20 protein-coding genes are annotated in these 26,991 nt (G+C 70.7%); 5 read left to right on the forward strand and 15 right to left on the reverse strand.

The window, feature by feature from the left end; translation table 11 throughout:
* Positions 1 to 27: 27 nt before the first annotated feature.
* The gene (locus tag AB0B28_RS11935; RefSeq protein ID WP_360119948.1) at positions 28 to 525 is read left to right on the forward strand and encodes a Pycsar system effector family protein; all 498 of its coding nucleotides are present in this window, start codon (positions 28 to 30) and stop codon (positions 523 to 525) included.
* Here AB0B28_RS11935 and AB0B28_RS11940 read toward each other — a convergent pair.
* The 7 genes from AB0B28_RS11940 to AB0B28_RS11970 form a co-directional block, all read right to left on the reverse strand.
* The gene (locus AB0B28_RS11940; protein ID WP_360119949.1) at positions 522 to 2,501 is read right to left on the reverse strand and encodes a beta-galactosidase; all 1,980 of its coding nucleotides are present in this window, start codon (positions 2,499 to 2,501) and stop codon (positions 522 to 524) included. The genes AB0B28_RS11935 and AB0B28_RS11940 overlap by 4 nt on opposite strands.
* Before the next feature lie 11 nt (positions 2,502 to 2,512).
* On the reverse strand, positions 2,513 to 3,508 hold the full coding sequence (locus AB0B28_RS11945) for an oligopeptide/dipeptide ABC transporter ATP-binding protein (protein WP_360119950.1): 996 nt from the start codon (positions 3,506 to 3,508) through the stop codon (positions 2,513 to 2,515).
* Positions 3,505 to 4,542, reverse strand: a complete 1,038-nt coding sequence (locus AB0B28_RS11950) for an ABC transporter ATP-binding protein (protein ID WP_360119951.1) — start codon at positions 4,540 to 4,542, stop codon at positions 3,505 to 3,507. Before AB0B28_RS11950 ends, AB0B28_RS11945 begins: the two co-directional genes overlap by 4 nt.
* Before the next feature lie 7 nt (positions 4,543 to 4,549).
* Positions 4,550 to 5,689 carry an ABC transporter permease gene (locus AB0B28_RS11955; RefSeq protein WP_360119952.1) on the reverse strand — a complete coding sequence of 380 codons (1,140 nt, stop codon included), beginning with the start codon at positions 5,687 to 5,689 and terminating at the stop codon, positions 4,550 to 4,552.
* 4 nt (positions 5,690 to 5,693) lie between these two features.
* A complete protein-coding gene (locus AB0B28_RS11960) occupies positions 5,694 to 6,689 on the reverse strand; it encodes an ABC transporter permease (RefSeq protein WP_360119953.1) in 996 nt (331 codons plus the stop codon).
* 21 nt (positions 6,690 to 6,710) lie between these two features.
* Entirely contained in the window at positions 6,711 to 8,750 is a 2,040-nt protein-coding gene (locus AB0B28_RS11965) for an ABC transporter substrate-binding protein (protein ID WP_360119954.1), read from the reverse strand.
* Positions 8,751 to 9,077: 327 nt separating this feature from the next.
* Positions 9,078 to 9,581 carry a hypothetical protein gene (locus tag AB0B28_RS11970; RefSeq protein WP_360119955.1) on the reverse strand — a complete coding sequence of 168 codons (504 nt, stop codon included), beginning with the start codon at positions 9,579 to 9,581 and terminating at the stop codon, positions 9,078 to 9,080.
* Between the two features lie 136 nt (positions 9,582 to 9,717).
* Between AB0B28_RS11970 and AB0B28_RS11975 the strand changes: the two genes are divergently transcribed.
* Entirely contained in the window at positions 9,718 to 10,149 is a 432-nt protein-coding gene (locus tag AB0B28_RS11975) for a PH domain-containing protein (protein WP_360119956.1), read from the forward strand.
* A 191-nt stretch (positions 10,150 to 10,340) separates the two neighbouring features.
* On the opposite strand, the gene AB0B28_RS11980 is transcribed toward AB0B28_RS11975, so the two are convergent.
* On the reverse strand, positions 10,341 to 11,252 hold the full coding sequence (locus tag AB0B28_RS11980; RefSeq protein WP_360119957.1) for a 2-hydroxyacid dehydrogenase: 912 nt from the start codon (positions 11,250 to 11,252) through the stop codon (positions 10,341 to 10,343).
* A gap of 131 nt (positions 11,253 to 11,383) precedes the next feature.
* On the opposite strand from AB0B28_RS11980, the gene AB0B28_RS11985 reads away from it, so the two are divergent.
* Positions 11,384 to 12,535 carry a PQQ-dependent sugar dehydrogenase gene (locus AB0B28_RS11985; RefSeq protein WP_360119958.1) on the forward strand — a complete coding sequence of 384 codons (1,152 nt, stop codon included), beginning with the start codon at positions 11,384 to 11,386 and terminating at the stop codon, positions 12,533 to 12,535.
* A complete protein-coding gene (locus AB0B28_RS11990) occupies positions 12,536 to 14,110 on the forward strand; it encodes a metallophosphoesterase (protein ID WP_360119959.1) in 1,575 nt (524 codons plus the stop codon).
* Between the two features lie 101 nt (positions 14,111 to 14,211).
* Here the strand turns inward: AB0B28_RS11990 and mgtE are convergent, their stop codons facing one another.
* Positions 14,212 to 15,558 carry a magnesium transporter gene (mgtE, locus tag AB0B28_RS11995; RefSeq protein WP_360119960.1) on the reverse strand — a complete coding sequence of 449 codons (1,347 nt, stop codon included), beginning with the start codon at positions 15,556 to 15,558 and terminating at the stop codon, positions 14,212 to 14,214.
* A 322-nt stretch (positions 15,559 to 15,880) separates the two neighbouring features.
* Positions 15,881 to 18,862, reverse strand: coding sequence for a BTAD domain-containing putative transcriptional regulator (locus AB0B28_RS12000; RefSeq protein WP_360119961.1), 2,982 nt, complete (start codon positions 18,860 to 18,862; stop codon positions 15,881 to 15,883).
* A gap of 130 nt (positions 18,863 to 18,992) precedes the next feature.
* On the opposite strand from AB0B28_RS12000, the gene AB0B28_RS12005 reads away from it, so the two are divergent.
* Positions 18,993 to 19,550 carry a hypothetical protein gene (locus AB0B28_RS12005; protein ID WP_360119962.1) on the forward strand — a complete coding sequence of 186 codons (558 nt, stop codon included), beginning with the start codon at positions 18,993 to 18,995 and terminating at the stop codon, positions 19,548 to 19,550.
* Between the two features lie 58 nt (positions 19,551 to 19,608).
* Here the strand turns inward: AB0B28_RS12005 and gatB are convergent, their stop codons facing one another.
* From gatB to AB0B28_RS12030, 5 genes are all read right to left on the reverse strand, one after another.
* Positions 19,609 to 21,096, reverse strand: coding sequence for an Asp-tRNA(Asn)/Glu-tRNA(Gln) amidotransferase subunit GatB (gatB, locus tag AB0B28_RS12010; RefSeq protein ID WP_360119963.1), 1,488 nt, complete (start codon positions 21,094 to 21,096; stop codon positions 19,609 to 19,611).
* A 4-nt stretch (positions 21,097 to 21,100) separates the two neighbouring features.
* Positions 21,101 to 22,600, reverse strand: coding sequence for an Asp-tRNA(Asn)/Glu-tRNA(Gln) amidotransferase subunit GatA (gene gatA / locus AB0B28_RS12015; protein ID WP_360119964.1), 1,500 nt, complete (start codon positions 22,598 to 22,600; stop codon positions 21,101 to 21,103).
* Between the two features lie 2 nt (positions 22,601 to 22,602).
* Positions 22,603 to 22,902 (reverse strand): Asp-tRNA(Asn)/Glu-tRNA(Gln) amidotransferase subunit GatC, encoded by a 300-nt coding sequence (gene gatC, locus AB0B28_RS12020; protein WP_360119965.1) that lies wholly within the window; start codon positions 22,900 to 22,902, stop codon positions 22,603 to 22,605.
* Between the two features lie 377 nt (positions 22,903 to 23,279).
* Positions 23,280 to 25,100, reverse strand: coding sequence for an ABC transporter ATP-binding protein (locus AB0B28_RS12025; RefSeq protein ID WP_360119966.1), 1,821 nt, complete (start codon positions 25,098 to 25,100; stop codon positions 23,280 to 23,282).
* Positions 25,097 to 26,860: an ABC transporter ATP-binding protein gene (locus tag AB0B28_RS12030; RefSeq protein ID WP_360119967.1), complete on the reverse strand. Its 1,764-nt coding sequence runs from the start codon at positions 26,858 to 26,860 to the stop codon at positions 25,097 to 25,099. Before AB0B28_RS12030 ends, AB0B28_RS12025 begins: the two co-directional genes overlap by 4 nt.
* Positions 26,861 to 26,991 lie beyond the last annotated feature (131 nt).

The following is a 26,991-nucleotide window of genomic DNA, read 5'->3' on the forward strand; positions in this document are numbered from 1 at the left end:
TGAAACCCCGAACCTGTGGAGGTCGTCGTGGACAACATCTCGGACGCCGAACTCGATGCCGCCGCCACCGAACTGCACCACAGCATCGAGCACTCGCGGCTCATGATCACCCACGCGGACACGAAGGCCTCGCTGCTGGCCGCCGGGACCATTCCACTTGCAGTGCTACTGCTCGCGGCTCCCTCGTTAACCGGTCCGTCGGGGGCCGCCAGTGTGTTCGCCTGGATCGGCGCGGTGTTCGCATTGAGCGGCATCGGGTGTCTGGGGACCGTCGTCTGGCCTCGGCTGCCTGCTGGGGACACCGGGATTCGCGCTAGTGCGCACCGGTCTGCTGAGCGGATTGCTGCCCATGCGGTTGAGGCGGCTCGGGATCCTGAGCGGATGCTTCGCGCCAATGCGAAGCAGCTCGCGGTGCTTTCGGCGTTGGCGTTGATCAAGTTTCGGTTGCTTCGGGCGGCCATGAGCTGCTTCGGTGTTGCCGCGGTGTTCATGATCGCCGCGGCGATCGCGTGGGGGTTGCGTTAGGCGATTCGGATTACTGCTGATGCTCCTGGTTGGAGGTGGTCGGTTCTTGTCCAGGGGGTTCCTGTTAGGAGGTTTTGGCCTTCTGCGGGGATGGGGGTTGGGGTTTGGCCGTGGTTGATTGCGAAGAGGTAGGTGCGGCCGTCCTCGTGGCGGCGGGTTACCAGTTCTAGGGTCTCGGGGGTGTCGGATTGGAGGCCGATGTTGGTGAGGAAGGTGGCGAGGTCCGTGGGGCGGGTCGACAGGTACCAGATTTGGCCTTTGCCGAGGTGGCGGTGGAAGATCGCTCCGGTTGCGGGGTAGTCGGTGAAGGAGGCGACCACTTCGGCGGTGGTGGGGTGGGCGGCTTCTGACCAGGTGTGGCCTTCTGTGCCGTCGTCGAGGGTGATCGTGGCGCCTTTGGGGAGCGGGCAGAATTCTTCGACTCGGACGCCTATGAGGTCGCGCAGCGCCCCGGGGAGGCCTTCGTGGACGTGGTCGTCGCGGTCCACGATGCCGGAGTAGGGGCCGACCACCAGGGTGCCGCCGGATTCGACGTAGGCGCGGAGGTTCGCGTCGGATTCGAGGACGTAGAGGTGCGGGGCGAAGACGTACTCGTAGCCGTTGAGGTCCCATTCGGGGTTGACCAGGTCGGTCGTGACGCCCTTGCGCCACAGGGCCGCGTGCCAGCGGCGGATCTCGGGATAGGTGGCCATGTCGGCTGAGGGCTGGCCGGGAGTCGCGGCGGCCCAGGCGGATTCGAAGTCGAGGAGGATCGCGGCGCGAGAGACCACTGTGGAGCCCTTGACCTCGGCGAGGCGTTTGAGCCAGCCGCCGAACTCGACCACTTCGCGCCAGACCTTGGAGTCGGTGCCGCCGTGGGTGATCATCGAGGAGTGCCAGCGCTCGGTGCCGTAACGCGAAGCGCGCCATTGAAAGTACATCGCGCCCTCCGACCCTCGGGCCACATAGGACAACGAGTGGCGCAGCTGGTCGCCCGGTTGCTTGGCGAAGTAGCCGCCGCGCCAGGCCGAGCTGTTGGTCGACTGCTCCATGAGCAGCCACGGGGACCCGCCGGCCAGACCCCGGGAGGCGTCGGCGCCGAACGCGACCTGGGCGGGGGCCTCGATGTCGTCGTCGTGTTCGGGGATGAGGTAGTGGTCGGTGGCCACGAGCCGCCCCGGGCCGGTGACGTGCTCGCCCCAGCGGTGGTAGTCGAGCCGGGAGAAGTTGCCGGTGACCATGAGGTTCGTGGTGATCGGCTTGCCGGAGCGGCGCGCGATCGCGTCGGCCTCGGAGCGGAAGAGCTTCAGCAGCGCGTCGGAGCCGAACCGCTGCCAGTCGAGCACGTGCCCGGGGCTGGGGGTCTCGGCGCTGATGCGCGGCGGGAGCACCTGCGACCAGTCGGTGAAGGTCTGGGACCAGAACGTGGTGCCCCACGCCCGGTTGAGGCCGTCGAGGTCCCCGTGGCGCTCTTCGAGCCAGACGCGGAAGGCGTCGGCGGCCGCGTCGCAGTAACACCAGCGGTAGTACTCGTTCCCCACGTGCCACATGGCCAGCGCCGGGTGGTCGGCATAGCGCTCGGCGAGGCGGGTGGCCATCTCCACTACGGCCGCTTGGAAGACGGGCGCGTGCGGGCAGTACTCGGCGCGCGCGCCGTAGTTCAGGCGGCGGCCTTCGGCGTCGACCGGGAGCGTCTCGGGGTGGCGCTGGGAGAACCACGGCGGCGGGGACGCGGTGGAGGTCGCCAGGTCGGCCTTGACGCCGCCTTCGGCGAGCAGGTCCATGATGGCGTCGAGCCGTTCGAAGTCCCACACGCCGGGGCCGGGGTTGATGCCGGCCCAGGCGAAGATGTTGACGCTGACGAGGTTGACCCCTGCCTCCCGCATGAGGCGGACGTCCTCGTCCCAGACCTCGCGCGGCCACTGCTCGGGGTTGTAGTCGCCGCCGTAGGCGAGGCCGTCGACGGTGGGGATGATGTCGGAGTTCGGGTGTGCCATCGAGGCCTTTCTCAAGTGGACGGTGTCACGATGCCTTGCAGGTCCAGTTCGCCGCGCCGCACGCAGCGCACCCCGTCGTCGAGGTCGACATGGCCTGTGGCGCAGCGGTCCTCGGCGTAGCGGCAGCGGCGCGCGAACGAGCAGCCCGGCGGCGGGTTCGACGGGTCGGGCAGCTCGTCGGGCAGGAGGATGCGCGTCCCGCGTCCGCGCAGCGCGGGGTCGGGGATCGGCACGGCCGACATGAGCGCCTCGGTGTAGGGGTGGCGCGGCCGCTCGTAGAGCTCGGCGGTGCTCGCGAGCTCGGCGATCCGCCCGAAGTACATCACCGCAACCCGGTCGGCGAGGTTCTCGACCACCGACAGGTCGTGCGAGATGAACAGGTACGTGAGCCCGAACTCGGCCTGGAGTTCGCGCAGGAGGTTGAGGATCTGCGCGCGCACCGAGACGTCGAGCGCGCTGACCGGTTCGTCGGCGACCACGAGGCGCGGCTCCACGATGAGCGCCCGCGCGATGTTCACGCGCTGGCGCTGCCCGCCGGAGAACGCGTGCGGGTAGCGGTCCATGTAGTCCGGGCTCAGGCCCACGCGGCGCATCATCGTGGCGATGCGGTCCTCCAGTTCGGAGCCGCGGGCCTCGCCGGTGGCCACGAGCGGGTCGCCGATGATCTGCCGCAGCGTCATCCGCGGGTTGAGCGAGGAGAACGGGTCCTGGAAGACCATCCGGATCTGGCGCCGGAACGGGGCCCGCTCCCGCGCCTTCATCGCGGTGAGGTCGCGGCCCTCGAAGCGGACGGTGCCGCTGGTGGCCTTCTGCGCCCCGACGATGGTGCGGCCCAATGTGGTCTTGCCGCAGCCGGACTCGCCGACCAGGGCGAGGGTCTCGCCGGGGAGGAGGTCGAGGTCGACTCCGGACACGGCGTGGTTCTCGGCGGTGACGCGTCCGAAGAGGTTGCGGCGCACCGGGAAGCGGACGTGGAGGTCGCGGACCTCCAGCAGCGGGTCGGTCATGCCGAGGCTCCTTCGACTGTGTCTTCGAACGACTCGTAGAGGACGCATTCGACGGTCCGCGAGCCGAGGCGGACCTCGGGCGGGGCGTCGACGTCGCAGGTCCCGGCGATCGCCTCGGCGCACCTGGGGTGGAACGAGCAGCCCCTCGGGCGGTGCAGCGGGTTGGGGACCGTGCCGGGGATCGTGGGCAGGTCGCGGCCCCGGTCGCGCCCGAGCACCGGGACGGAGGCCAGGAGCGCCTTCGTGTAGGGGTGCTTGGGATCGGCGAAGAGCTCCTCGACGCTGGCCCGCTCGACCACGCGGCCGAGGTACATCACGGCCACTTCGTCGGCGAGTTCGGCCACGACCCCGAGGTCGTGGGTGATGAACATGACCGCCATGTGGTGCTCGGCCTGGAGCGAGCGGATGAGGTCGAGGATGCGGGCCTGGGTCGTGACGTCCAGAGCCGTGGTCGGTTCGTCGGCGATGAGCAGGGTCGGGTTGGCGCACAGGGCGATCGCGATCATCGCGCGCTGACACATGCCGCCCGACAGCTGGAACGGGTAGGCGTCGACCCGGCGGTGCGGGTCGGGGATGCCCACCGAGTCGAGCAGCTCTATGGCCCTGGCCCGGGCGGCCTTCTTGTCGAGTCCGGTGTGGATCCGCAGGGTCTCGATCAGCTGCGCGCCGATGGTGCGCAAGGGCAGCAGCGAGGCCGCGGGCTCTTGGAAGATCATGCCCACGTCGCCGCCGCGGAGCTTCTGGAGGCGCTTGTCCCCCGCCTCCAGGGAGAGCACGTCGAAGGACTCGCCGGTCCCGGCGATGTTGTCGCCGTTCCAGGTCACGGTCCCGGCGTCGACGGTCCCGGTGCCTTCCAGCAGGCGCAGGATGGAGCGGGCGGTGACCGACTTGCCGCAGCCGGACTCCCCTACGACGCAGAGGGTCCGCCCCGCGTGGACTTCGAGGTCGACGCCGTCGACGGCGCGGACCTTCCCGTCGAAGGTGTCGAAGCCGGTGTGCAGCCCCGAGATTTCGAGCAGTGGTCGCTGGTCCATGTCAAACCTAGTGCTTGTAGGGGTCGGCGGCGTCGCGCAGGCCGTCGCCGACGAAGTTGAACGCGAGGACGACGAGCACGACGGCCACGCCCGGGATCAGGAGCCACGGCGCGCCCGAGAGCACGCTCCACTTGCTGGCGTCCTGGAGCTGCACGCCCCACGAGACCGCGGGCGAGCGCAGGCCCATGCCCAGCCACGACAGGGCCGTCTCGGCCAGGATCATCGACGGGATCGACAGCGAGAGCGCGGCGATGATGTGCGAGGAGAACGAGGGCAGCATGTGCCGGAACATGACGCGCGCGTGGCTGGAGCCGTCCAGCAGCGCCGAGGTCACGAACTCCTCGGAGCGCATCGCGAGGAACCGGCCGCGCACTTCTCTGGCCAGGCCCGTCCACGCCACCAGCGCAAGGATCGTGGTGATGATGAAGTACCTCGCGACCGGGCCCATCTGCGCCGGGAGCGCCGCGGCCAGGCCGAGCCACAGTGGAATCGAGGGTACGGCCATGATCAGCTCGATGATCCGCTGTACCCCGTTGTCGACCCAGCCGCCGAAGTAGCCCGAGATCGCGCCGAGCACGATGCCGAGCGCGAACGCGAGCATCACGCCGATGATGCCGACCGAGGCCGAGACGCGGGTGGCGTACACCAGCTGGCTCAGCAGGTCCTGGCCGTCGGTGGTGGTCCCGAGCAGGTACATCGGGTCTTCCATGTCCTTGGGGCCGATGAGGTGTCGGTCCATCGGGATGAGCCCGAAGAGCTCGTACTCCTCGCCTTTGACGAAGAGTCCCACGTCGACGCGGTCGGCGGGGTCGGGCTCGTAGGTGATCCGCAGCGAGCGCGGGTCCTGTTCGGACGTGTAGCCGTCCACGTGGAGGCCGAAGCGGAACCCGTCGGGTCCGTCGGTGTCCCAGAGCTTGAGGACCTGCGGCGGGGCGGTGGTGTACTCGGAGTCGCGGTGGCGGTTGTCGAAGGGGGCCACGAACTCGCACAAGGCGATCACGATGAGCATGGCGGCGAGGAACCAGGCCGAGACCAGCGCGAGCCGGTGCCGTTTGAAGGCCCACCAGACGAGTTTGCGCTGCGGGGCGCGGGTGCGGGTCGCGTCGCCGATCGGTTCGGCGGCGCCTTCGGGAGCTTTCAGGGTCATCGCCTCACCTCTGGTGTCCGAGTCGGATGCGGGGGTCGAGCCAGCCCAGGAGCAGGTCGGATATGAGCGTGCCGAACACGGTCACCACGCTGAGGACCATGATGATCGACCCGGCCAGGTACATGTCCTGGGATTTCAAGGCGCCCAAGAGGACCGGGCCGAGCGTGGGCAGGCTGAGGATCTGGCCGACCACGATGTCGCCGACCAGGAGCAGCGGCAGGACCCACCCGATCGTGGACACGAACGGGTTGAGCGCCACGCGCAGCGGGTAGCGGCGAAGCAAGGCGCCCTCGGGGACCCCGCGCGCCCGCGCGGCGGTCACGTAGGGGCGGCGCAGCTCGTCGAGGAGGTTGTTGCGGATGATCCGCACCAGCCCGGCGACCCCGGCGGTGCCGATGACGATCATCGGGATCCACAGGTGGCCGAGCAGGTCGAGGAGCTTCCCGAGGTTCCAGGAGGCGTCGCACCACTCCGGCGAGCACAGTCCTGAGGGGACGGACCCGAACCAGGTGACGCTGAAGTAGATGAACACCAGCGCGATGAGGAAGTTCGGGACGGCCAGGCCGAGGAACCCGATCGTGGTGGCGGTGTAGTCGCCGATCGAGTGCTGCTTGACCGCCGAGTAGACCCCGATCGGGAAGGCCAGTCCCCACGTCACCAGCAGGGTCAGGAACGAGACGCCGAGCGTCGCGCCCAGGCGCGGGCCGATGACCTGCGCCACGGGCTTCTCGAACTCGAAGGACATGCCCAGGTCGCCGTGCACGACGATCTGCGTGAACCAGTGCCAGTACTGCTGGAACAGGTTGCCGTCCAGGCCGTAGCGCGCCCGCAGGTTCTCGACGTCCTGCGGGGACAGGCCTTGGCCCTGCACGGAGTACTTGACCTGCAGGGCGGTCACGTAGTCGCCGGGCGGCAGATTGATGATCACGAACACCACCAGCGAGATCGCCAGCAGTGTCGCCGCCATGTAGAGCGCACGGCGACCCAGGTATCGAACCACTTGTCAGTTCCCCCAGTCCGGTTACTTCGCGATGAACCACTGCTCGGGGGCGGCCGGGCCGGGGGTCCCGTAGGTGGGGTTCTCCGGCATGGAGCCGCCGACGTTCTTGAGGTCGTTGGACACGATGGCCCAGGCCCCTTGGCCGCGGACGGTGCCGATGGCGGGGAACTCGTCCTTGGCGATGGCGAGGATCTGCTTGAAGATCTCGTCGCGGGCGGCCTCGTCGGGTTCGGCCTTGAACTGGTCGTACAGGTCCCACTGCTCGGTGACCCACGCGGGCGGTTCGGCCACGAGCGCTTCCTGGGTGGTGCCGTTGGTGTAGAGCTCGGACCACTGGCGGGCGAACATCGCGCCGCCGGCGGGGCCGCCTGCCATGTACCACTGCACGGCCACGGTCTCGTCGAGGTAGCCGCCGTCGCCGGTCCACACGGTGAGGTCGTAGTCGAACTCGTTGACGAGGTTCTGCCAGTTCTCGCGGGGCTGGCCCCCGATGTGGAGCTTGACGCCGACGGCGGCCCACATATCCACGATCATGTCGAGCGCGTTGACCCAGATGGAGCCCAGGAGGGCGTCGTCGGCCACGGCCACGGTGAATTCGAGGGGCGTGCCGTTCGCGGCCACGCGGGTGCCGCCCGAGCCCGCGGCGTACCCGGCCTCGTCGAGGATCGAGTTCGCCAGGTCGGGGTCGAATTCGAGGTACTGGGTGTCGAAGGCCTCGTCGTAGAAGCGGGACTCGGGCCGGGGCGCGGCCTGGCCGGCCTCGCCGACGCGGTTCCACAGGACGTCGATGAGCTCCTGTCGGTCGATCGCGTGCGACAGCGCGATGCGCAGCTGCTTGTCGTTGAAGACCTCGCGCAGTCCGGCGTCGCGGTGGTTCATGTTGAACGCGATGTTCATGTCGCTGGAGTAGGTCGACTCCAGGTCGACCACGGTGTAGTTCCCGTTGGCCTCGCCGTCGACGGCGTCGGCGCGGTGGGCGTTGTCGTTGAAGTGCCTCGAGTGGAACTGGTAGTCGCCGTTGACGGCGTGGGCGAACATCGTCTCCACATCGGCCACGATGTTGAAGCGCACCTCGTCGAGGTACGGGAGCTGGCTGCCGTCCTCGTCGACCTTCCAGTAGTAGGGGTTGCGCTCGAACAGCGCGTAGTCGGCGTCCGAGATCGGCTTCTTGCAGATCCACGGGAGCAGCGTGGGCAGGTCCGGGTTCTCCCACAGGAAGTTCCACAGGTTGCCCTTGGAGGTGAAGCGCGAGACCCAGCCGTCGAAGCCCTCGTCGATCGACTCCTGCTCGGCGTTCGCGTTGAAGTCGGTGTGGAACTGCTCCAGGTAGTGGCGCGGGTACATGGTGAAGCGCTGGCCCGAGGTGCCTGCGGCCATGTCGTCGCGGAAGAGCGGCTTGGGGCTGTTGAAGCGGACGATGAAGGTGTAGTCGTCCACGATCTCCAGCTCGGCGGGCGTGCCGTCGACGGAGGCGAGCTCACCGGGGACGCCTTGCGTCAGTTCGGTGTTGAGGGCCACGTTGTGGTAGCCGAACTCGACGTCGGCGGTGGTCAGCGGCTCCCCGTCGGACCACTTGACGCCTTCGCGGAGGGTGATCGTGAACTCGGTGGCGTCCTCGTTGGGCTCGAACCCCGAGGCGATGTTCATGCCGATCTCGTCCCACGCGCGGTTGCGTTCGAGGAGGTGGCCGTCGTTGATGGTGCGCCACAGCCACGGGCCGTCGGCCGCGCCGTTGATGACGGTGTTCCAGGTGCCGCCATACTGGCCGATCTCCTCGGTGGCCTTGACGACGAGGGGCTCCTTGGGGAGGCGCTCGGCGACCGGCGGGAGGTCGCCGGCTTCGACGCGCTCGGCGAGCATGGGGGCCTCGGGGCCCTTGTCGCCGCCGCCGCCTTCGGACTCGGGGTCGGTGGAGAACCAGCTGCAACCGGCGGCCGAGGCGGTGAGGGCCGCGCCGCCGGAGAGGACGAGGCCGCGGCGGGTGAGCGAGGGCCAGGCGGCGCTCGCGGACCGGCCGCCCCGTCGTTGGAAGACGCTTTCAAGGGGCTGCTGAGTGCTCATCGGTGAGCGCTCCTTCCGTGTTCACGCGGCCGGACGGCCGACATGCAGAGACTCGGCGATCGAGGGACGCCGAGCGCGGGGGTTCCGACGGGTGCTTCGCGGCCCGTCGAATACCGAAACTGTTGAACTATTTCCGGAACTGCACCGAAAACTTTCGGTAATAGCGGTGAGACTACGGGAACACCAAAACAGCGTCAAGGCTGGTGAGTCGCCATAGAGGTCACGATAGGGTCACGAATGGCAATCGCATTCCTCGTTCGCGGCAGTGAAAAGTTTCGAAAGTTTCGGTCCGGAATCGGGGACTGACGCAGCGAAGTCGGTCGATCTTCAACCGCGCTGGGGGCGCCCGGGCCTCGGCCCGCGGCGGTAGCCCTCCCAGAGGCTGCGCATCACGAAGATCTTCTCGTCGAGCGCGTCGTCTGCCGAGAGCCCGCGGCCCGAGTACGGGGCCTGGAGGCGCCAGGGCTTGTGGCGCGGGTCGCGGAGGTAGACCACCGGGACGGTGCGCCCGGCGCGGCGCTCGGCCCGGATGTCGGCCACCTCGGTCCAGGGCGCGTAGCGGTCGCCTTGGGACTCAGGGGGTTCGAGGGGGTGGATGCCGTGCTCGTCGAGGACCGTGCCGCGCCTGCGGGCGCCGAGGTAGGCCACGGTGGCCGCGACCGCGGCGGCCACGAGCACGAGGCCGAGCAGGGTCCAGTGGTACCAGTGGCCGACGAAGAGCATGTAGGCCGCGGCGGGCACGAGCGCCACGACGAGGGCCAAGAGCGAGAGGAAGAGCGCGCGGCCGAACACTTGGCGCGGCGTAGGACGGAATGTGATCTTGACGGCCACTTCCACCCCCACCAGGCTTGTCGCACTGCCGATGAGGTGATCGTGCCACGCTGAGCGCCCGCGTCAAGCGACAATCCGACAGAAACCGGACCGGCCGGGCCGCAGCCCACGCGTTCGGGTGTGTCACGCTGGTGGCATGACGAGCATTGAGGCCTCCAAAGCGCGCGGCGGCAACCGCCGCCTGCGCGTCCGCCGCTCGGCCACGATCACCGGCGCGGCCTTCGTCGCGTGGCTGACGGTGGGCCCGCTGGCGTTCGCGCTCATGGCGGAGCAGCCGCTGTGGGGGGCGTTCTCGGCGGTCGTGGGCGCGGCGCTGCTGCTGGCCCCGGTCGGGATCTCGATGTGGGCGTGGCGCTCGGGCGTGGACGTGACCACCGAGGGGATCACGTTGCGCGGCATGTTCTCCAGCCGCCTCATCGAGTGGCACCACATCGACGGCTTCGCCACCGGAGACGAAGGCGTCGCCGCGATACTGGACGACCAGTCCCAGGTTCCCTTGGCCCCGCTCAAGCCTGAAAACCTGCCGAAGGTGCTCGAAATCGGAGGCCAGGAACTCCGCGAGGCGTAAGCGAGTCGACGGGGCGTAAGCCGAGTCGCTCGGCTCGCGGCGAAGCGAGCGGCGGAGCCCACGGGCTTTCGGCGAGGCGGCACCGATTCGTTCGCCCGCAGCGCTCGTTCTCCGACTGCGAGCGGCTGCGCGAAGCCGTTCGCGCACTCGGACCCGGACCGGGCCGCGGCGAGCCGCGCCCGCCCGGTCGCCTAATACCCGTCGCTGACCAGGTTCTCCAGCGGCTCTCCCGCCGCGAAGCGGCGGATCTGCGGGCCCACCGGGGCGTAGGCGCGGTCGAGGGTGCCGTCCACTGAAGCTCCCGCGTGCGGGGTGATGAGGGCGCCTTCCAGGTCCCACAGCGGGTGGCCTTCCGGCAGCGGCTCGGGGTCGACCACGTCGACCGCGCAGCGCAGGCGGCCCGAGGCCACTTCGGCCACCAGCGCGTCCGTGTCCACGATCGGGCCGCGCGCGGCGTTGACCAGGAGCGCGCCGTCCTTCATGCGGGACAGGAACTTCGCGTCCACCAGGCCGGTCGTGGCCTCGGTGAGCGGGAGGATGAGGATCACCACCTCGAAGTCCGGGAGCAGCTCTTCGATCGCGGCGATGGGATGCACGCCGGGGCGTTCGCGGCGGGCGACCTTCTCGACGTCCATGCCCAGGGCGGTGAGCACCGTGGCCACGCGCTCGCCGATGTCCCCCGCGCCCACGATCAACGCGCGCTTGCCGACCGCGGTCGTGGTCCACTCGACCTTCCATTCGTGGCGGGTCTGCTTGCGCGCGAACACGTCGAACCCGCGCATCGAGGCGATCACCGCGCCCACCGCCCACTCGGCGGTGACGGCGGTGTGCACCCCGCGCGCGTCGCACAGGGCCACGTGCGGCGGCACGACCGGGACCCAGACCTCGGCTCCGGCGCTCAGCAGTTGGATCGCCTTGAGCGAGGCCATGTCCCGCAGCGGCGCGGTGACCTTGGAGCGGGCCAGGAACGGCGGGACCCAGAACTCCACGGTCGCGGGGTCGGACGGGTAGTCGCCGCGGCCGTCGTAGACCTCGACCTCGACGTCCTCGGGGAGCGGGCCCAGCAGCGCGCGGCCCTCTTCGTGAGCGATCCAGACTTTCACGCGCCCCAGCGTAATCGACCAGGCGATGGTTGAACCGGGCCCCGAGTGGGGAACCGGAGCGCGTGGCAGGGAGCGAAGCCCCCGAATCGGGGCGGGCGGGATCGTCGTGGGCAGCCGATAGGGTTGTGCCCATGCGCAGGTTGCTCTCTGCCGCGGCGGCCACCGCCCTGGCGTTCACGCTCGCGTCGTGCTCGTTCGGGGAGCCGCCCGAGCCCGAGACCGGCGAGCCCCCCAAGCTCCCCGAGCCCTCGGCCGGGCCCGAGGAGCCCGCCACCCTCATGGACGTGGTCGCCGAGGGCCTCGACGTGCCCTGGGGCCTGGACTTCCTGCCCGACGGGACCGCGATCGTGGGCGAGCGGCCCACCGGGCGGATCCTCGCGATCGCGGTGGCCGAGGACGGCACCGTGGGCGAACCCGAAGAGCTATTGCAGATCGAGGTCGACGACACCGGCGAAGGCGGGCTGCTCGGCCTCGCGGTCTCCCCCGACTACGCCGAGGACGGCCTGGTCTTCGCCTACTACACGACCGACGACGACAACCGGATCGCGAGCATCGCCCTCGAAGACGGAGGCGAGCCCGAGCCGGTCCTCACCGGGATCCCCTCCGGGCCCAACCACAACGGCGGCGCTCTGGCGTTCGGGCCCGATGGGTTCCTGTACGCGGCCACCGGCGACGGCGGCAACGGCGCCACGTCGCAGAACCCCGACTCGCTCGGCGGGAAGATCCTCCGCATCACCCCCGAAGGCGAACCGGCCGAAGGGAACCCGACCGCGGACTCCCCGATGTACTCGATGGGGCACCGCAACGTCGAAGGCCTGGCCTGGGACCCCGCGGAGCGGTTGTACGCCACCGAGTTCGGGCAGGACTTCGCCGACGAGCTCAACCTGATCGAACCGGGCGGGAACTACGGCTGGCCCCGCTACGAGGGCGAAGGCGGCGACGAGGACTACGTCGACCCGGTCTACGCGTGGGACCCCGTCGAGGCCTCGTGCGCCGACGCGGTGTTCGTCGAGAGCACGCTCATCACCGCGTGCCTGCGCGGCCAGCGCCTGTGGGTGGTCGAGTTCGACGCGCAAGGCGCGGTGACGGGCGAGCCGCAAGCGACGATCGTGGGCGAGTTCGGTCGACTACGATCGATCGCCGTGGGCCCGGACGGGATGGTCTGGGTGACCACCTCGAACCGGGACGGCCGGTGCTCCGAGGAGCGCGGCTGCACCGCCGACGAGGCCGACGACCGCATTCTCCGCTTCGCGACCAGCTATGCCGCACAAGGAAGGGTCTAGATGAACCACCGGCTCGCCGGCGCGGCGCACCGCGTCGAATCCGCCTCCCGCGCCGTCTGGCACGGGATCGAGACCGCTTGGGGCGCCGTCAGGTCGGGCTTTTCCAGGGCCAGGTCGAACGGCTGGGTGCGCCGGGTAGCGGTGGCTGCGGCGATCCTCGTGGTGGGCACGGCCTCGGCCGCGGGCGGGCTCGCGCTGGTGGGCGGCACCAAGGCCGACATCGGGCCGTTCGAGACCACGGTGGCGCTGCACCCGGACATCCACGGCGAGACGGTGGTGACGATCCCGCCGCTGGGCACGGTCGTGTTCGACTCGCACGACGGCCCGGTGGGGCTGAACCTCAAGCTGGATGCGGTGGACCCGGTCCAGGCGCAGGCGATCATCAACACCCCCGGCGGGGTGACCACGGCGTCGCAGAGCCTGGCCGCCGACGTGTCGGAGGCGGTGACGCGGGTGGCCGTGGAGGCGCTGGCGATCGTCACGCTGTGCGGGCTGCTGGTGGGCGCTCTGGCGTTCCGGAACATGCGGCGCACGCTGATGACGGGGGTGACGGCACTGGCGGTGACCGCGGCGCTGGTGGGGTACGCGGCGGGGACGCTGCGCACCGAGTCGATCTCGCAGCCGCGCTACGAGGGCCTGCTGGCGTACGCGCCGGGCGTGGTGGGCAACGCCGAGGACATCGCCGAGAACTACGAACAGTACGTGGCGAACCTCCAGAAGTTCGTCACGAACATCTCCGAGTTCTACGCGCTGGCGATGAACATGCCGCAGTTGAAGATCGAGGACGACTCGATCCGGGTCCTGCACGTCTCGGACATCCACTTGAACCCCTCGGCGTGGCACCTGATGGAGTCGGTGGTCGACCAGTTCGACATCCACGCGGTGGCCGACACCGGGGACCTCAACGACTGGGGCTCGGAGCAGGAGGCCGAGATCTTCTCGCAGGGCGTGCAGCAGATCAACGCGCCGTACGTGTTCGTCAAGGGCAACCACGACTCGGCCACCACGGTGGCGGCGCTGGCGGCGTACGACAACGTGATCGTGCTCGACGGGGAGGTGCGCGAGATCGCGGGGCTGAACTTCGCGGGCGTGGCCGATCCGCGGTTCACGCCGGACAAGGGCGCGCAGCCCTCGAGTGAGTACGCGCAGCAGATGCTGACCGAGTCGGGGCAGCGCCTCGCGGACGCGATCGAGGAAGCGGGCGGGGCGGACCTGGCGATGGTGCACGAGCCGCCGATGGCCGATCCTCTGGCAGGGGTGGTGCCGCTGGTCCTGGCCGGGCACACGCACTCGCGGGCGGTGCACGACCTGGGCGAGGGCACGACGCTGATGGTCGAGGGTTCGACCGGGGCGGCGGGGCTGCGGGTGTTCGAGTCCGACGAGCCGAAGAAGATGGAGATGGACGTGCTCTACTTCGACCCGGTCACCAAGGCGCTCACCGCGTACGACTCGATCTCGGTGGGGACGGTGGGCCAGTCGGACATCACGCTCGACCGCACGGTGATCCCGCTGGACGACCAGATCAACGAGGAAGAGCTCCAAGAGGGGCTGCCGGCTCGGCCCGAGGACGAATGAGTCCCGTTGCGGGGCGCGGACTTCGGCCGCGATCCCGGTTGGGATTCGTGGTATGAGACGCGGAAGCCCCCGGCGCGGCACGGCGCCGGGGGCCTCGCGTCTCAGCCGGTGAGGGTCGGGCCCAGGACCAGGGCCGCGAGCGAGAAGTAGATGAGCAGGCCGGTCGCGTCGCACAGGGTCGAGACCATCGGCGCCGAGACCAGGGCCGGGTCGATGCCGACCTTCTTGGCCACCAGCGGGAGCAGCGACCCGACGAACGTGGACCAGGTGCAGATCACCAGGAGCGTCAGGGCGATGATGAGGCCTATCTGGGGCCCGTAGACGAACCCGACCACCGGGCCGCCGACGATGGCGAGCATCGCGCCGAGGAGGAAGCCCACGCGGGACTCGCGCCAGGTGATCTTGAGGGCGTCGGAGAAGCGGACCTCGCCGACGGCCATGGCGCGGATGATCGTGACCGAGGCCTGGGAGCCGGAGTTCCCGCCGGTGCCGGTGAGCAGCGAGACGAACACGGCCAGGACGGTGACGTTGGCGAGGTAGGACTCGTAGTAGCTGAGCACGGTCACCGTCAGCGAGGCCGAGACGGCGAGCACGAGGAGCCATACCGCTCGCTTGCGGGCGAGCATGAACACGCCCGCCGAGAGGTAGGGGCGCTCCAGCGGCTCGGAACCACCGGCGCGCACGGCGTCCTCGGTGTCTTCGGCTTCGAGGATCTCCATGGCGTCGTCGACGGTGATCATGCCGACCAGGCGGTCCTCGTGGTCGACCACGGCGAGCGCGTTGAGGTTGGCCTCCTGGATGAGGCGCGCGGCGGCCTCCTGGTCGGTGTCGGTGGCGACCTGGAAGTGCTCGTCGGTCATGAGGTCGCCGACCGGGGTGTCGGGGCCCGAGGTGACGAGGTCGGCGAGCGTGACGGTGCCGATGAGCTTGCGGTGCCCGTCGGTGACCGGGAGGACGTCGAGGTGGCGGGGCCGCTCGCGCACGTGCCGGATGCGCTCGATCGCGGCCGCGGCGGTCATCGAGGCCCGCAGCGAGATGTAGTCGGGGGTCATGATGCGCCCGGCCGACTCCGGCTCGTAGCCGAGCAGCTGCGCGGTCAGGCGGCGTTCGGAGGGGCTGAGCTGGGACTGGAAGCGGGTGGCGACCTTGGCGGGCATCTCGTCGAAGAGCTTGGCCCGGTCGTCGGCCTCCATGGAGTCGAGGAGGTCGCGCACGTACTCGGTCTTGAGCCCGTCGAGAAGTTCCTGCTGGTGGACGGTGTCGAGCTCTTCGAAGACGGCCAGAGCGCGGTCCTTGGGGAGGAGCCGGAACCGGAGCGCCTGGTCTTCGAGGTCGATGCGCGGGAGTTCTTCGGCTATCTCCACGGTCGAGGTGTCGGCGAGTTCCAGACGGAGTGCCGCGAGTTCGTCCATGGCCGCTGGCGAAATGGGCTGGATGATCTGAGCCATGTCAGCCACCTCCTAATACGAGGAAAGGGCCGTGCCCCTAACGCGTAAGCGGAGTGATCGCCAAAGGTCAGGCCGCCCGCTCCAATGTAAGAGGACACGGGGCACGGTAAGAGGAATTCCGGGAGAACGCGCCGGTATCTCGACTGGAACCTTCGTCGCCCATGCCTCTCACCTCCTCTGGTCGCGGCTGTGCCCGAGTTCAGGGCACTGTGGCCAAGCGCAGTCAACATTAGCAACCCCTTGTGAACATCGTCGCTCTCCGGGGTTCCCGGAGACTCGCGGCTCACACTGGGATTGAACGGACAGCGAATACGAAATGTATTCAGGCAGACGCGAGGAGGTCGCGGGCGCGGGCTTCGAGGAGGCGGTAGCCGCACGCGCGGGCCGATTCCAAGGCCGCGGACGCGTCGACGACCGCTCGGCCCGAGTCGCCGAGGTGCGCCAGGGCGGCGGCGCGGCCGCACAGGGCCTCGACCCGGTAGTACTCGGCGCCTCGCCCGACCAGTTCGAGCGCGCGGTCGTAGTCGGCCACGGCCGCGGCCGGCTCGCCGCGGGCGGCGCGGACCGCGGCCATGGCCGAGCGGGCCGAGGATTCGAGGCGGCGGTCCGAGAGCGCGTCGAGGCCGTCGAGGGCCGCCGCCGCGTGCGCGAAGGCCCGCTCGACGTCCCCGGCGGCGAGGTGGACGCGGGCCGCCAGAGCGTTGCGGCTGCTGCGCTGCCCGATGCGGGCCGCGTCCGCTTGGAGCACCTCGTCCAGGTGGGCGAGCGCCTGGTCGAGGTCGCCGCGCAGGCGCAGGGCGTCGGCGAGGTGGGCGCGCACGTTGGCCTCGAAGGTGAACCGGCTGGTGGCCGCCGCGAGTTCGAGGGCCTGCTCGAAGTGGTCGACGGCGGCGTCGAGGTCGCCGAGGTGGAGGTGGGCGACCCCGAGCTCGACCAGGTCGGTGCATTGGAACTCGGGGTGGTCGAGTTCGCGGTGCAGGCGCAGGGCGGTCCGGCCGTGGACGAGTGCCTCTTCGAGGCGGCCGAGGTCGGCGTAGACCTGGGCCACGAGCAGTTCGGCGGAGGCGCGGCAGGTGGGGAGCCCGGCGCTTTCGGCGAGTTCGGCGGCGCGCAGGCCGTGGCCGATCGCGGTCGCCGACCGGCCCGAGCGCAGGAAGGCGCTGGTGAGGCTCAGTTCGGCGACGGCCTGGCCGGGGAGGTGCGCTTCGGCCTCGGCAGCGGCGAGCGCGGCGCGGGCGGTGCGTTCGCCGTCGCGGCCGTGGACACCGAGCCAGAAGTGGCCGCGCAGGAGGTCGGTGAGCCGCCACGCGAGCGGGCGCGGGCCGTGCTCGGCGGCGTGGAGCACGGCCGCGACGAGGTTCGCGTGCTCGGCGTCGAGCCAGGCCTGCGCGTCGAAGTCGTCAGGGGCCGGTGCTTCGGGGGCCGGGAGGCGGAAGAAGGAGGGGTAGAGGCGCTCATGGCAGGCCTCGGCGCAGCGGAGGCACCAGGTCAAGAGGCGTTCGATCGCTTGGGCGCGTTCGGGTTCGGGGTCCTCGGCGGCGCGTTCGGCGGCGTAGAGGCCGAGGAGGTCGTGGAGGCGGTAGCGACCGGCGCGGTGGGGGTCGACGAGGTGGGCCGAGACGAGCCGGTCGAGGGTCGCTTCGGCGACTTCGAGGGGCAGGCCCGCGAGGTGCGCGGCCGCTTCGGCGGAGAGGTCGGTCCCTGGAGCCGTGCCGAAGAGGCGGAACAGGCGCTGGGCTTCGGGGGGCATGGCCTGGTAGGAGGCGTCGAAGACCGCACGGACCACGGTGTCGCCGTCGATCTGGAGGGCGTCGAGGCCGGCGGCGGCGTGGTGCGCGAGGAGGTCGGCGTCGCCGCTTTCGGCGAGGTTCGCGGCCGCGATGCGCAGCGCCAGCGGCAGGAACCCGCACAGTTCGGCGAGGCTCCGGGCCTGTTCGGGCGCCAGCTCGGTGAGACGGGCGAGGAGGTCGCCTGCCGCTTCGGGTCCCAAGGGGCTCACCGGGATCGGGGTGCCGCCGTTCCAGGCCACGAGGGAGCCGAGGCGGTGGCGGCTGGTGACGGCGGTGAGGGTGCGCGCGCCGCCGGGCAGGAGGGGGCGGACCTGTGCGGCGTCGGCGGCGTTGTCGAGCACGATCAGGAGCCGCCGGTCGCCGGTGCGGGTGCGGAAGAGGGCGCCGGCCCGGTCGAGGTCGGCGGGGATCTGGGCGGCGGGGACCCCGAGCGAGGCGAGCATCGCGGTGAGCGCCTCGATCGGCGGCAACGGGTCGGGGCCGTGGCCGCGCAGGTCGATGTACAGCTGGCCGTCGGGGAACCGGTCGGCGCGGTCATGTCCCCAGTGGACGGCGAGGGCGGTCTTGCCGATGCCGCCCATGCCGGTGATGAGGGCCAGCGGGGCGGGCGCGTTCGCGGCCAGGTCGTCGAGGGCGGCGAGCTCGGCGTCCCGGCCGGTGAAGGGGTGCGGCGGGCGGGGCAGCTCGCGCGGGACGGGCGCGGTGGGGCGCGGCGCGAGGGCGCCGGGCTCCCAGACCCGTTCGAGGCTCGCGGTGGCCACGCGTTCGAGGCGGTCGTCGGCGCGGAGGATCGCCTCGTGCATGCGGCGCAGGAGCGCTCCGGGTTCGAGGCCGAGGCGCTCGACGGTCTGGCGACGGCGGACCCGGTACAGCTCAAGGGCTTCGGCCCTTCGTCCGGAGCGGTGGAGGGCGAGCATGAGCAAGGCCGCGAAGCGCTCGTTGTGCGGATGGGCGGCGGCCAGGTCGGTGAGCGGGGCGACGGCCTCGTGGTGGCGGCGCAGGTCGAGCTGGAGTTCGTGCATGGCCTGGACGGCGGTGAGCCGCTGCTCGCGCAGGCGTTCGGCCGCGGCGGCCACGGCCCCGGTGCGGGGCACGCCGCCGTAGGGTTCGCCTCGCCACAGCGCGAGGGCCTCGCGCACGGTGTCGAACGCGGTCTCGGTGCGCCCGCCCGCGCGCTCGCGGGCGGCGCGGACGGCGAGGTCGGTGAAGCGCTTGGCGTCGAACTCGGCGGCGGTGACGCTGATCTGGTATCCGGCCGCGCCGCGGGTGATGTGCCCGGACTCGCCGAGGTCGCGGCGGAGGCGATGGAGGTGGACGTGGATGCCCGCGGTGGCGCTGGGCGGCGGGTCGGCCTCCCACAGCGCGTTCGCGAGTTGGTCGACGGAGAGCTGGTGCCCGGCGCGGGCGAGGAGGGTCGCGAGCAGGCGGCGGCGCATCGGCGCGAGCTTGATCGCCGGGCCGTTCCCCCTGCTGACTTCGAGCGGCCCCAGCGCCCGGAAGCCGACCTCACCCACCGTCGCTCCGTTCGATCGCGCGTGCCGTCAACCCTATCGAGAAGGCGAGACGCGCTCGGCAAGTGGTTGACAAGTCCGGCCGGATAGGTTCGCCACCGTCGAATCCCGTGCCCGACCCGAAAGGCCCAGCATGCGCGACCAGCAACGAGAGACCCTGCTCCCGTGGAGGACCCGCCTCGCGGCGGTCGCGAGCGTGATCGCCTTGGCGGCGCTGGCGGCGTGCGGCGACGGCGAGGAGGGCGCGGCCGACGAACCCGAGGCCGGGACGAGCCCGGACGACCCGCTCGAAGCCGACGCGGTCCTGGACGTCTACGGGTGGGACCTCAAGGTCCTCGAAGTCGACCTCGACGCCACCGCCGAGCTCGACTCGGCGAACTTCTTCGGCGCCGAGCCCGACCACGACCAACTCGCCACGATCACGCTCGAAGGCACCTACCACGGCGACGACGAGCTCAACAGCCTCCCGAACGACATCCTCGTCGGGCTCTGGATCGACGGCGTGCTCTATGAGGAGTGCCCGACCGTAGCGCCCGGCCTCCACACGAACGGCGCGGCCGACGACGGCGAGACCATCACCAACCAGTGGTGCCTCGACATTCCGAGCGAGGGCCTCGACGGGGCGCTGCTGTGGGTGAGGGACGTCGAGAAGTGGGTGCACCAGAAGGCGTACTACCTGGAGATCGCCTGACCGCAGGCACGCGAAGGGCCCCTGCCGAACACCTCGCGGCAGGGGCCCTTCGCGTTCGTCAGCTCAGTTTGTCGATGATGATCTGGCGGACCGTCCCGGCGTCGGCCTGGCCCTTGGTGGCCTTCATGACCGCGCCGATGAGGACGCCCGCGGCCGCGTGGGTGCCGCCGCGGATCTTGTCGGCCACGGCCGGGTTGGCCGCGATCGCCTCGTCCACGGCCGCTTCGAGAGCGCCGGTGTCGGAGACGACCTCCAGGCCGCGCTTGGCGGCGACCTCGGCCGGGGAGCCCTCTCCGGCGAGCACGCCGTCGATGACCTGGCGGGCCAGCTTGTCGTTGAGGCGGCCGTCGTCGACCATGCCCTGGAGCTCGGCCACCTGCTCGGGCGTGATCGCCAGAGCGCCGAGTTCGTCGCCGGACTCGTTGGCGCGGCGCGAGAGCTCGCCGAGCCACCACTTGACCGCGCCGGACGCGGTGGTCCCGGCCGCGACCGTGGCCTCGATGAGCTCGACCGCGTCGGCGTTGACCACCGACTGCATCTCCTTGTCCCCCAGGGCCCATGCGGCCTGGAGGCGCTCGCGCCGCTTGCGCGGCAGCTCGGGGAGCGCGGCGCGCAGCTCCTCGACCCATTCGCGGGAGGGCTCCATGACGGCCAGGTCGGGCTCGGGGAAGTACCGGTAGTCGGTGGCCTCCTCTTTGGAGCGCCCGGGGCTGGTCTCGCCGGTGGCCTCGTGGAAGTGGCGGGTCTCCTGGAAGATCCGCTCGCCCGCGTCCAGGAGCGCGGACTGGCGGCGCACCTCGTAGCGCACGGCACGCTCGACCGAGCGCAGCGAGTTGACGTTCTTGGTCTCGGTGCGGGTGCCCCACTCCTCGCCGGGCTTGTTCAGCGAGAGGTTGACGTCGCAGCGCAGGGAGCCCTGCTCCATGCGGACGTCGGAGACCCCGAGGGAGCGGACGATGTCGCGCAGCTCGGCGGTGTAGGCGCGGGCGACCTCGGGGGCGAGGGCCCCGGTGCCGGGCACGGGCCGGGTCACGATCTCCACCAGCGGGATGCCCGCGCGGTTGTAGTCCACGAGGGACTCGGTCGCGCCGTGGATGCGGCCGGTGGCCCCGCCCACGTGGAGGGTCTTGCCCGTGTCCTCTTCGAGGTGCACGCGCTCGATCTCGACGCGGTGGACCTCGCCGTCGACGACGACCTCGACGTAGCCGTCCTCGCAGAGCGGCTCCTCATACTGGGAGGTCTGGAAGTTCTTCGGCATGTCGGGGTAGAAGTAGTTCTTGCGCGCGAAGCGGGTCCACTCGGCGATGCGGCAGTTGAGCGCCAGGCCGATCTTAATCGTGGCCTCGACGGCGGCCTTGTTGGCGACCGGGAGGGCCCCCGGCAGCGCGAGGCAGACCGGGCAGACCTGGGTGTTGGGCTCGGCGCCGAACGCGGTGGAGCAGCCGCAGAACATCTTGGTGCGGGTGTCGAGCTCGATGTGGGTTTCGAGGCCGAGCACGGGCTCGTAGTCGGCGACGGCCTGCTCGAAGGTGTTCAGTTTCGTCATGTGCTTAGTTCCCTTCGATCTCGGGCGCGGTGTCGGCGAGGAGGGTGTCCTGCGTGGACTCCAGGGCGGCCGCGACGCGGTAGGTGATGTCGTCGCCCAGGACCGGGCCCATGACCTGGAGGCCCACGGGCATCCCCTCGGACAGGCCCACCGGCACCGAGACGCCCGGGCCGCCGTAGAGGTTCGACGGGATCGTGTAGAGGTCGGCGAGGTACATCTGGTACGGGTCACCGGTGCGCTCGCCGAACTTGAAGGCCACGAACGGGGTGGTCGGGCTGATCAGCGCGTCGACGGTCTCGAAGGCCTTCTCGAAGTCCTGCTTGATGAGGGTGCGCACGAGCTGGGCCTTGCCGTAGAACGCGTCCACGTACCCGGCGCTGAGCGCGTAGGTGCCGAGGATGATGCGGCGCTTGACCTCGGGGCCGAACCCGGCTTCGCGGGTGAGGCTCATGACCTCTTCGAGCGAGTGCTTGCCGTCGTCACCGGAGCGCAGGCCGTAGCGCACGCCGTCGTAGCGGGCGAGGTTCGAGGAGGCCTCGGAGGGCGCGATGAGGTAGTACGTGGGCAGCGCGTAGGTGAAGGACGGGCAGGAGACCTCGGTGATCTCCGCGCCGAGCTTCACGAGCTGGTCGACGGCGGCCTGGTAGGCCGCGACGACGCCCGGCTCGGCGGCGGCGTCGCCTTCGCCGAACTCCTTGACCACGCCGAGCTTGACGCCGGTGAGGTCGCCGCTCGCCCCGGCGCGGGCCGCTTCGGCGACCGGGGGCACGGGAGCGTCGATCGAGGTCGAGTCCCTCGGGTCGTGCCCGGAGATGACCTCGTGGAGCAGCGCCGCGTCGAGGGCGTTGCGGGCCACGGGACCGGGCGTGTCCAGCGAGGACGAGAACGCGATGAGCCCGTAGCGGGAGTTTGACCCGTAGGTCGGCTTCGCGCCGAAGGTGCCGGTGACCGCGCCGGGCTGGCGGATCGAGCCGCCGGTGTCGGTGCCGATCGCCAGCGGGGCCATCTTCGCGGCCACGGCCGCGGCCGAGCCGCCGCCGGAGCCGCCGGGGATGCGGCCGGTGTCCCACGGGTTGCGGGTCGCGCCGAACGCGGAGTACTCGGTGGAGGAGCCCATCGCGAACTCGTCCATGTTGGTCTTGCCGAGGATCGGCATCCGCGCGGCCTTGATGCGCTCGACGATCGTGGCGTCGTAGGGCGGGATCCAGCCTTCGAGGATCTTCGAGGCGGCCGTGGTCGGCATGCCCTCGGTGACCACGACGTCCTTGACGGCGATGGGGACCCCGGCGAGCGGGAAGGTCTCCTTGCCCGCGGCGATGTCGGCGTCGACCTCGCGGGCGGTGGCGAGCGCGCCTTCGCGGTCGACGTGGAGGAAGGCCTTGATCTCGCCGTCGACCGCTTCGATGCGGTCGAGGAACGCGGTGGTGACCTCCACCGAGGTCAGGCGGCCCTCGCGGATGTCGGCGGACAGCTCGGCGGCGGTCCTGTCGATGATGCGGCTCACGGCTAGGCCTCCTCGTCCAGGATGCGCGGGACGCGGAAGCGGTCCTCGGCGGTGTCGGGGCCCCCGGAGAGCACGGCGTCGCGGGGCAGGGACGGCTGGGGCTGGTCTTCCCGGAACACGTTCACCAGCGGCACCGCATGCGAGGTCGGCTGGACGCCGTCCGTGTCCACTTCGGCGAGCGTCTTCATCGATTCGAGGATGACGTCGAGCTGGCCGGCGAAGGCGTCGAGCTCGTCATCGGTGACTTCGAGGCGGGCCAGCCGCGCCAGGTGCGCGACCTCCTCGCGTGAAATCGTACTCACGACAGGTGTTTCCTAACGGTTACTAGCTGCGGGAAGACCAGTCGAGTCTAGGCCGTGCGCCACCGCTCCCGGAGGCGGGCACCGGCGGTGTGGGCTTCGCGGTGTGATGAACGGATCGCGAAAACCAGTTGGCATGAATCAGGCCGACCGGATATCGCCCTCTAGCCACGGCCAATGTGACGTGATAGTCTCTCGATACTGGTTCGGAACGGGTTTCCTGGTTTCCTTTCTGTTTCCTTGCTAAGAACGAGTCGGTGGGTGTTCCGACTTGTGGTGGTGTTCTCGAGCCAGTACAGGCCCCGGGCGAAAGCCCGGGGCCTGGTTCGTTCCCAGGCCTTCCTTTGTGCGCAATGCGATTGCGCGGGAAGGCCTTCGCGCTATTGCGAGTGCACTCCGGCGAGTTCGTTCTCGGGGGCGCCGCCGCCGGTCTTGGCGGGGGTCTCACTCTCGCCGTGCCAGGCGCTCCACAGCCCCGCGTAGTGCCCGCCGAGGGCGATCAGCTCGTCGTGGCTGCCGAGCTCGGCCACCCTTCCGTCCTCGACCACCGCGATCCGGTCGGCGTCGTGCGCGGTGTGCAGCCGGTGCGCGATCGCGATCACGGTGCGCCCCTCCAGGACCGCGCCGAGCGCGCGCTCGGTGTCGCGGGCCGCCCGGGGGTCGAGCATCGCCGTGGCCTCGTCGAGGATCACCACGTCGGGGTCGGCGAGGATGATCCGGGCCAGCGCGATCTGCTGCGCGCTCGCGGCGTCGAGCTCGCGGTTCTTGCCGCCGAGGGCGGTGTCGAGCCCGTCGGGCAGCTCGAAGGCCCAGTCGGCGCCGACCGCGGCGAGAGCCTCGTTCAGCGCCTCGTCGGTGGCGCCCGAGTTGGCGAGGATGAGGTTGTCCCGCAACGAGGCGGTGAAGACGTGGTGCTCCTGGGTGACCAGGGTGACGCGTTTGCGGCGCTCGTCGAGGGGCAGATCGGCCACGTCGACGCCGCCGATGACGGCGCGGCCCTCGCGGGGCACGTCGGAGCCGGAGATGAGCCGGGCGAGCGTGGACTTGCCCGCGCCGGAGGGGCCGACCACGGCGAGGCGCTGCCCGGCGGGGACGTGCAGGGAGACGCCGTGGAGGACGTCGCGCGGGCTCGCGGGGTAGGCGTAGCGGACCGCTTCGAGTTCGACCGCGCCGTCGGCGGGCCGCTGGGTGGTGGCGTCCTGCTCGGTGTCCTCGGCTTCGGCCACGCCTTCGATGCGGGCCATCGCGGCGAGGCCGCGCTGGACCTTCTCGACCCACATGAGGAGGTGGTCGATCGGGAACAGGATCTGGCGGGTGAGGACCGCGCAGGCGGCCACGGTGCCGATGGTGACCGTGCCGTTGAAGTAGAACGCGCCGCCGACGATGAGGACCGCGGCGGTGGGCAGGGCGTAGGAGCCGTCGAGGAACGGGAAGAAGACGCTGCGCAGGTACAGGGTGTACTTGGAGGCCTTCCACTGGCGGGCGATGGTGCGGTCGCCGGCCTGGTCGCGGTCCTTGCCGAGGCGGTAGGCCTCGGTGGTGCGGGCGCCGTCGGCCGAAGCGCCGATGGTGTCGCCGATCCCGGATTCGGCCTCGCGTTCGGCGAGGTAGCCGGCGCGGGCGCGCTTGAGGTACCAGGCGGTGCCGACCCACAGGGGCGGCACGATGACGAGCATGCACAGGCCCAAGAGCGGGCTGGCCCAGAGCATCGCGGCGAGGAAGACCACGACCTTGAGCAGGGAGACGATGATCTGCGGGAGGCCGTCGCGGAACAGGACCCCGGCCTCGGGCACGTCGGCCGAGGAGCGGGTCATGAGGTCGCCGGACCCGGCCTGCTCGACCACGGGCATCGGCAGGCGCAGGGACCGTTCGACGAACTGGACGCGCATCGTGGCCGAGAGGCGCTCGCCGAGGCGGTGGGAGACGAAGGTCCCGGCCCAGGTGAAGACCACGACGGCGACGATGGAGGCCACCAGGCCGAGCGCGAGGCGGTCGATCTCTGCGGCCCCGGACCCTGCGGAAAGCTCGTCGAGCATGCGGCCCAAGAGGATCGGGGCCACGGCGGCGGCGACGGCGGCCACGAGGTGCAGGCCCACGGCCGTGGTGGCGCGGCGCTTCTCGGAGGCGATGAGCCGGAAGAAGGCGCGCCGCACCGCCGGGGTGTCGGCCACCGGCAGCTGGTTCGTGCGGGACGAGGTCACTGGGCCTCCCGGGTGACGAGTGCGCGGTAGTCGGGGTTCTGGGCGGCCAGTTCGTGGTGGCTGCCGGTGGCGACGACCTTGCCGCCGTGGACGAACGCGACGCGGTCGGCGCGGCCGAGCCACAGCGGCGAGGTGGTGGCGATCGCGGTGGCGCGGCCCGTGCGGGCCTCGGCCAGGCGATCGACGATGCGGGCCTCGGTGTGGGAGTCGACCGCGGAGGTCGGCTCGTGGAGCAACAGCGTCTCGGGGTGCGCGGCGATCGCGCGGGCGAGGCGGAGCCTTTGGCGCTGGCCGCCGGAGAGGGTGCGGGCCTGGTTGTCGACCTCGGTGTCGAGGCCTTCGGGGAGGGACTCGACCACGTCGGCCGCGGAGGCGGCCTCGACGGCGGTCTCGACGCGGTCGTGCCCGTCGCGGGCGGCCACGATCTGGGCCACGGTCCCGGCGAACAGATACGCGTCGTGTTCGGCGACCAGGACGCGGCGGCGCAGTTCGTCGCGGTCGAGCTGGGCCACGGGCACGTCGCCGAAGCGGGCACCGGAGTCGGTATAGCCGCCGAGGCGGTCGAACACGGTGGCGATCTGGTCGGAGTCGGCCGAGGCCACGGCGAGCAGTTCGCCCCCGGCGACGGTGAGCCCGGATTCGGGGTCGTGGAGTTCGGCGCCTTCGCGGGGGCCGGGCAGGACCTGTTCGGGCGCTTCGCGTTCGGGGACGGCGAGGAGTTCGCAGACCTTCCCGGCGGCCACGCGGCCTTCGATGATGCGGTAGGAGCAGCCGATGAGCCAGTGGACGGGCAGCATGAGCGCACCGGTGTAGCCGAACGCGGCGACCATCTGGCCGGGGGTGAGGTCCCCGGAGGCGACCTGGCGTCCGGCGATCCAGATGACCACGCCGAGGAGGATCGCGGGGGCGCCCTCGCCGAGGGCGTTGAGCCACGCGGCCGGTCCGGCGACCTTGTATCCGGCTTCGCGCAGCGCGTCGGAGTCCTTGCGGTAGGAGGCGTTGAAGCGGGCCTCGCCGCCGATGCCGCGCAGGACTCTCAGGCCGGAGACGATGTCGGAGGCGCGGTCGGCGATGTCGCCGACGCGTTCGCGGTAGCGCTCCTGGCTGGACTGGAGCTTGGTGAGGACCGGGCCGGTCACGATGCCGACGATGAACACGCCGATGAAGATCGTCAGGCCCAGGGCCACGGAGGTGTTGAACAGCAGGACGCCCACGGCGATGAGGCCGATGCCGCACCCGGCGATGGGCGAGAGCGAGTCCACGGCCCACGCGATGCGGTTGATGTCGGTGGCGCCCACCGAGACGACCTGGCCGGTGGTGACCTGGCGGCGCAGGTCGTCGCCGAGGCGGTTGACCTTGCGGGTGGCGAGCTGGAGGGTGCGGTAGGCGGCGTCCATGCGCCAGTACACGGTGAGGCGGTGGGAGACCACGATCGCGGCGGCGGTGAAGAACCCGGCCAGGACCATCCCGAGGGACCAGGCCACCAGGGCGCCCCAGTCGCGTTCGCGCAGGCCGTCGTCGACCGCGCCGGTCAGGAAGAACGGCAGCACCGGGAGCGCGCCGAGGGCGATCCCGGAGGTGACGAGCGCGGCGGTCATGAGGCCTTTGCGGCGCGAGGCGAGCCACACGATGTAGCGCCAGGGCGTGCCGGGGGCGGGCTTGAAGTCGGCGTCGCCGGCGGGCAGCGCGCGGGCAGCCCTGAACCCCTCGGATCTGAGGGGGTCGTCGAGCGGCAGTTCGGGAGCGCGGAGGAACCTCACTTGCCGAGCGTAAAGCCGGGGTCTGACAACGGCAAACCATTTACATAGCACCGGGGCGGTGAGCTGGGGTTTCGTGCGATCCGGGCTTGGGGTGAGCCCTGACACCCTCGGTGTTCTCGGAGGGAGGGAGA

Source organism: Glycomyces sp. NPDC046736, from assembly GCF_040645615.1.
Classification (GTDB): Bacteria; Actinomycetota; Actinomycetes; order Mycobacteriales; family Micromonosporaceae; genus Glycomyces.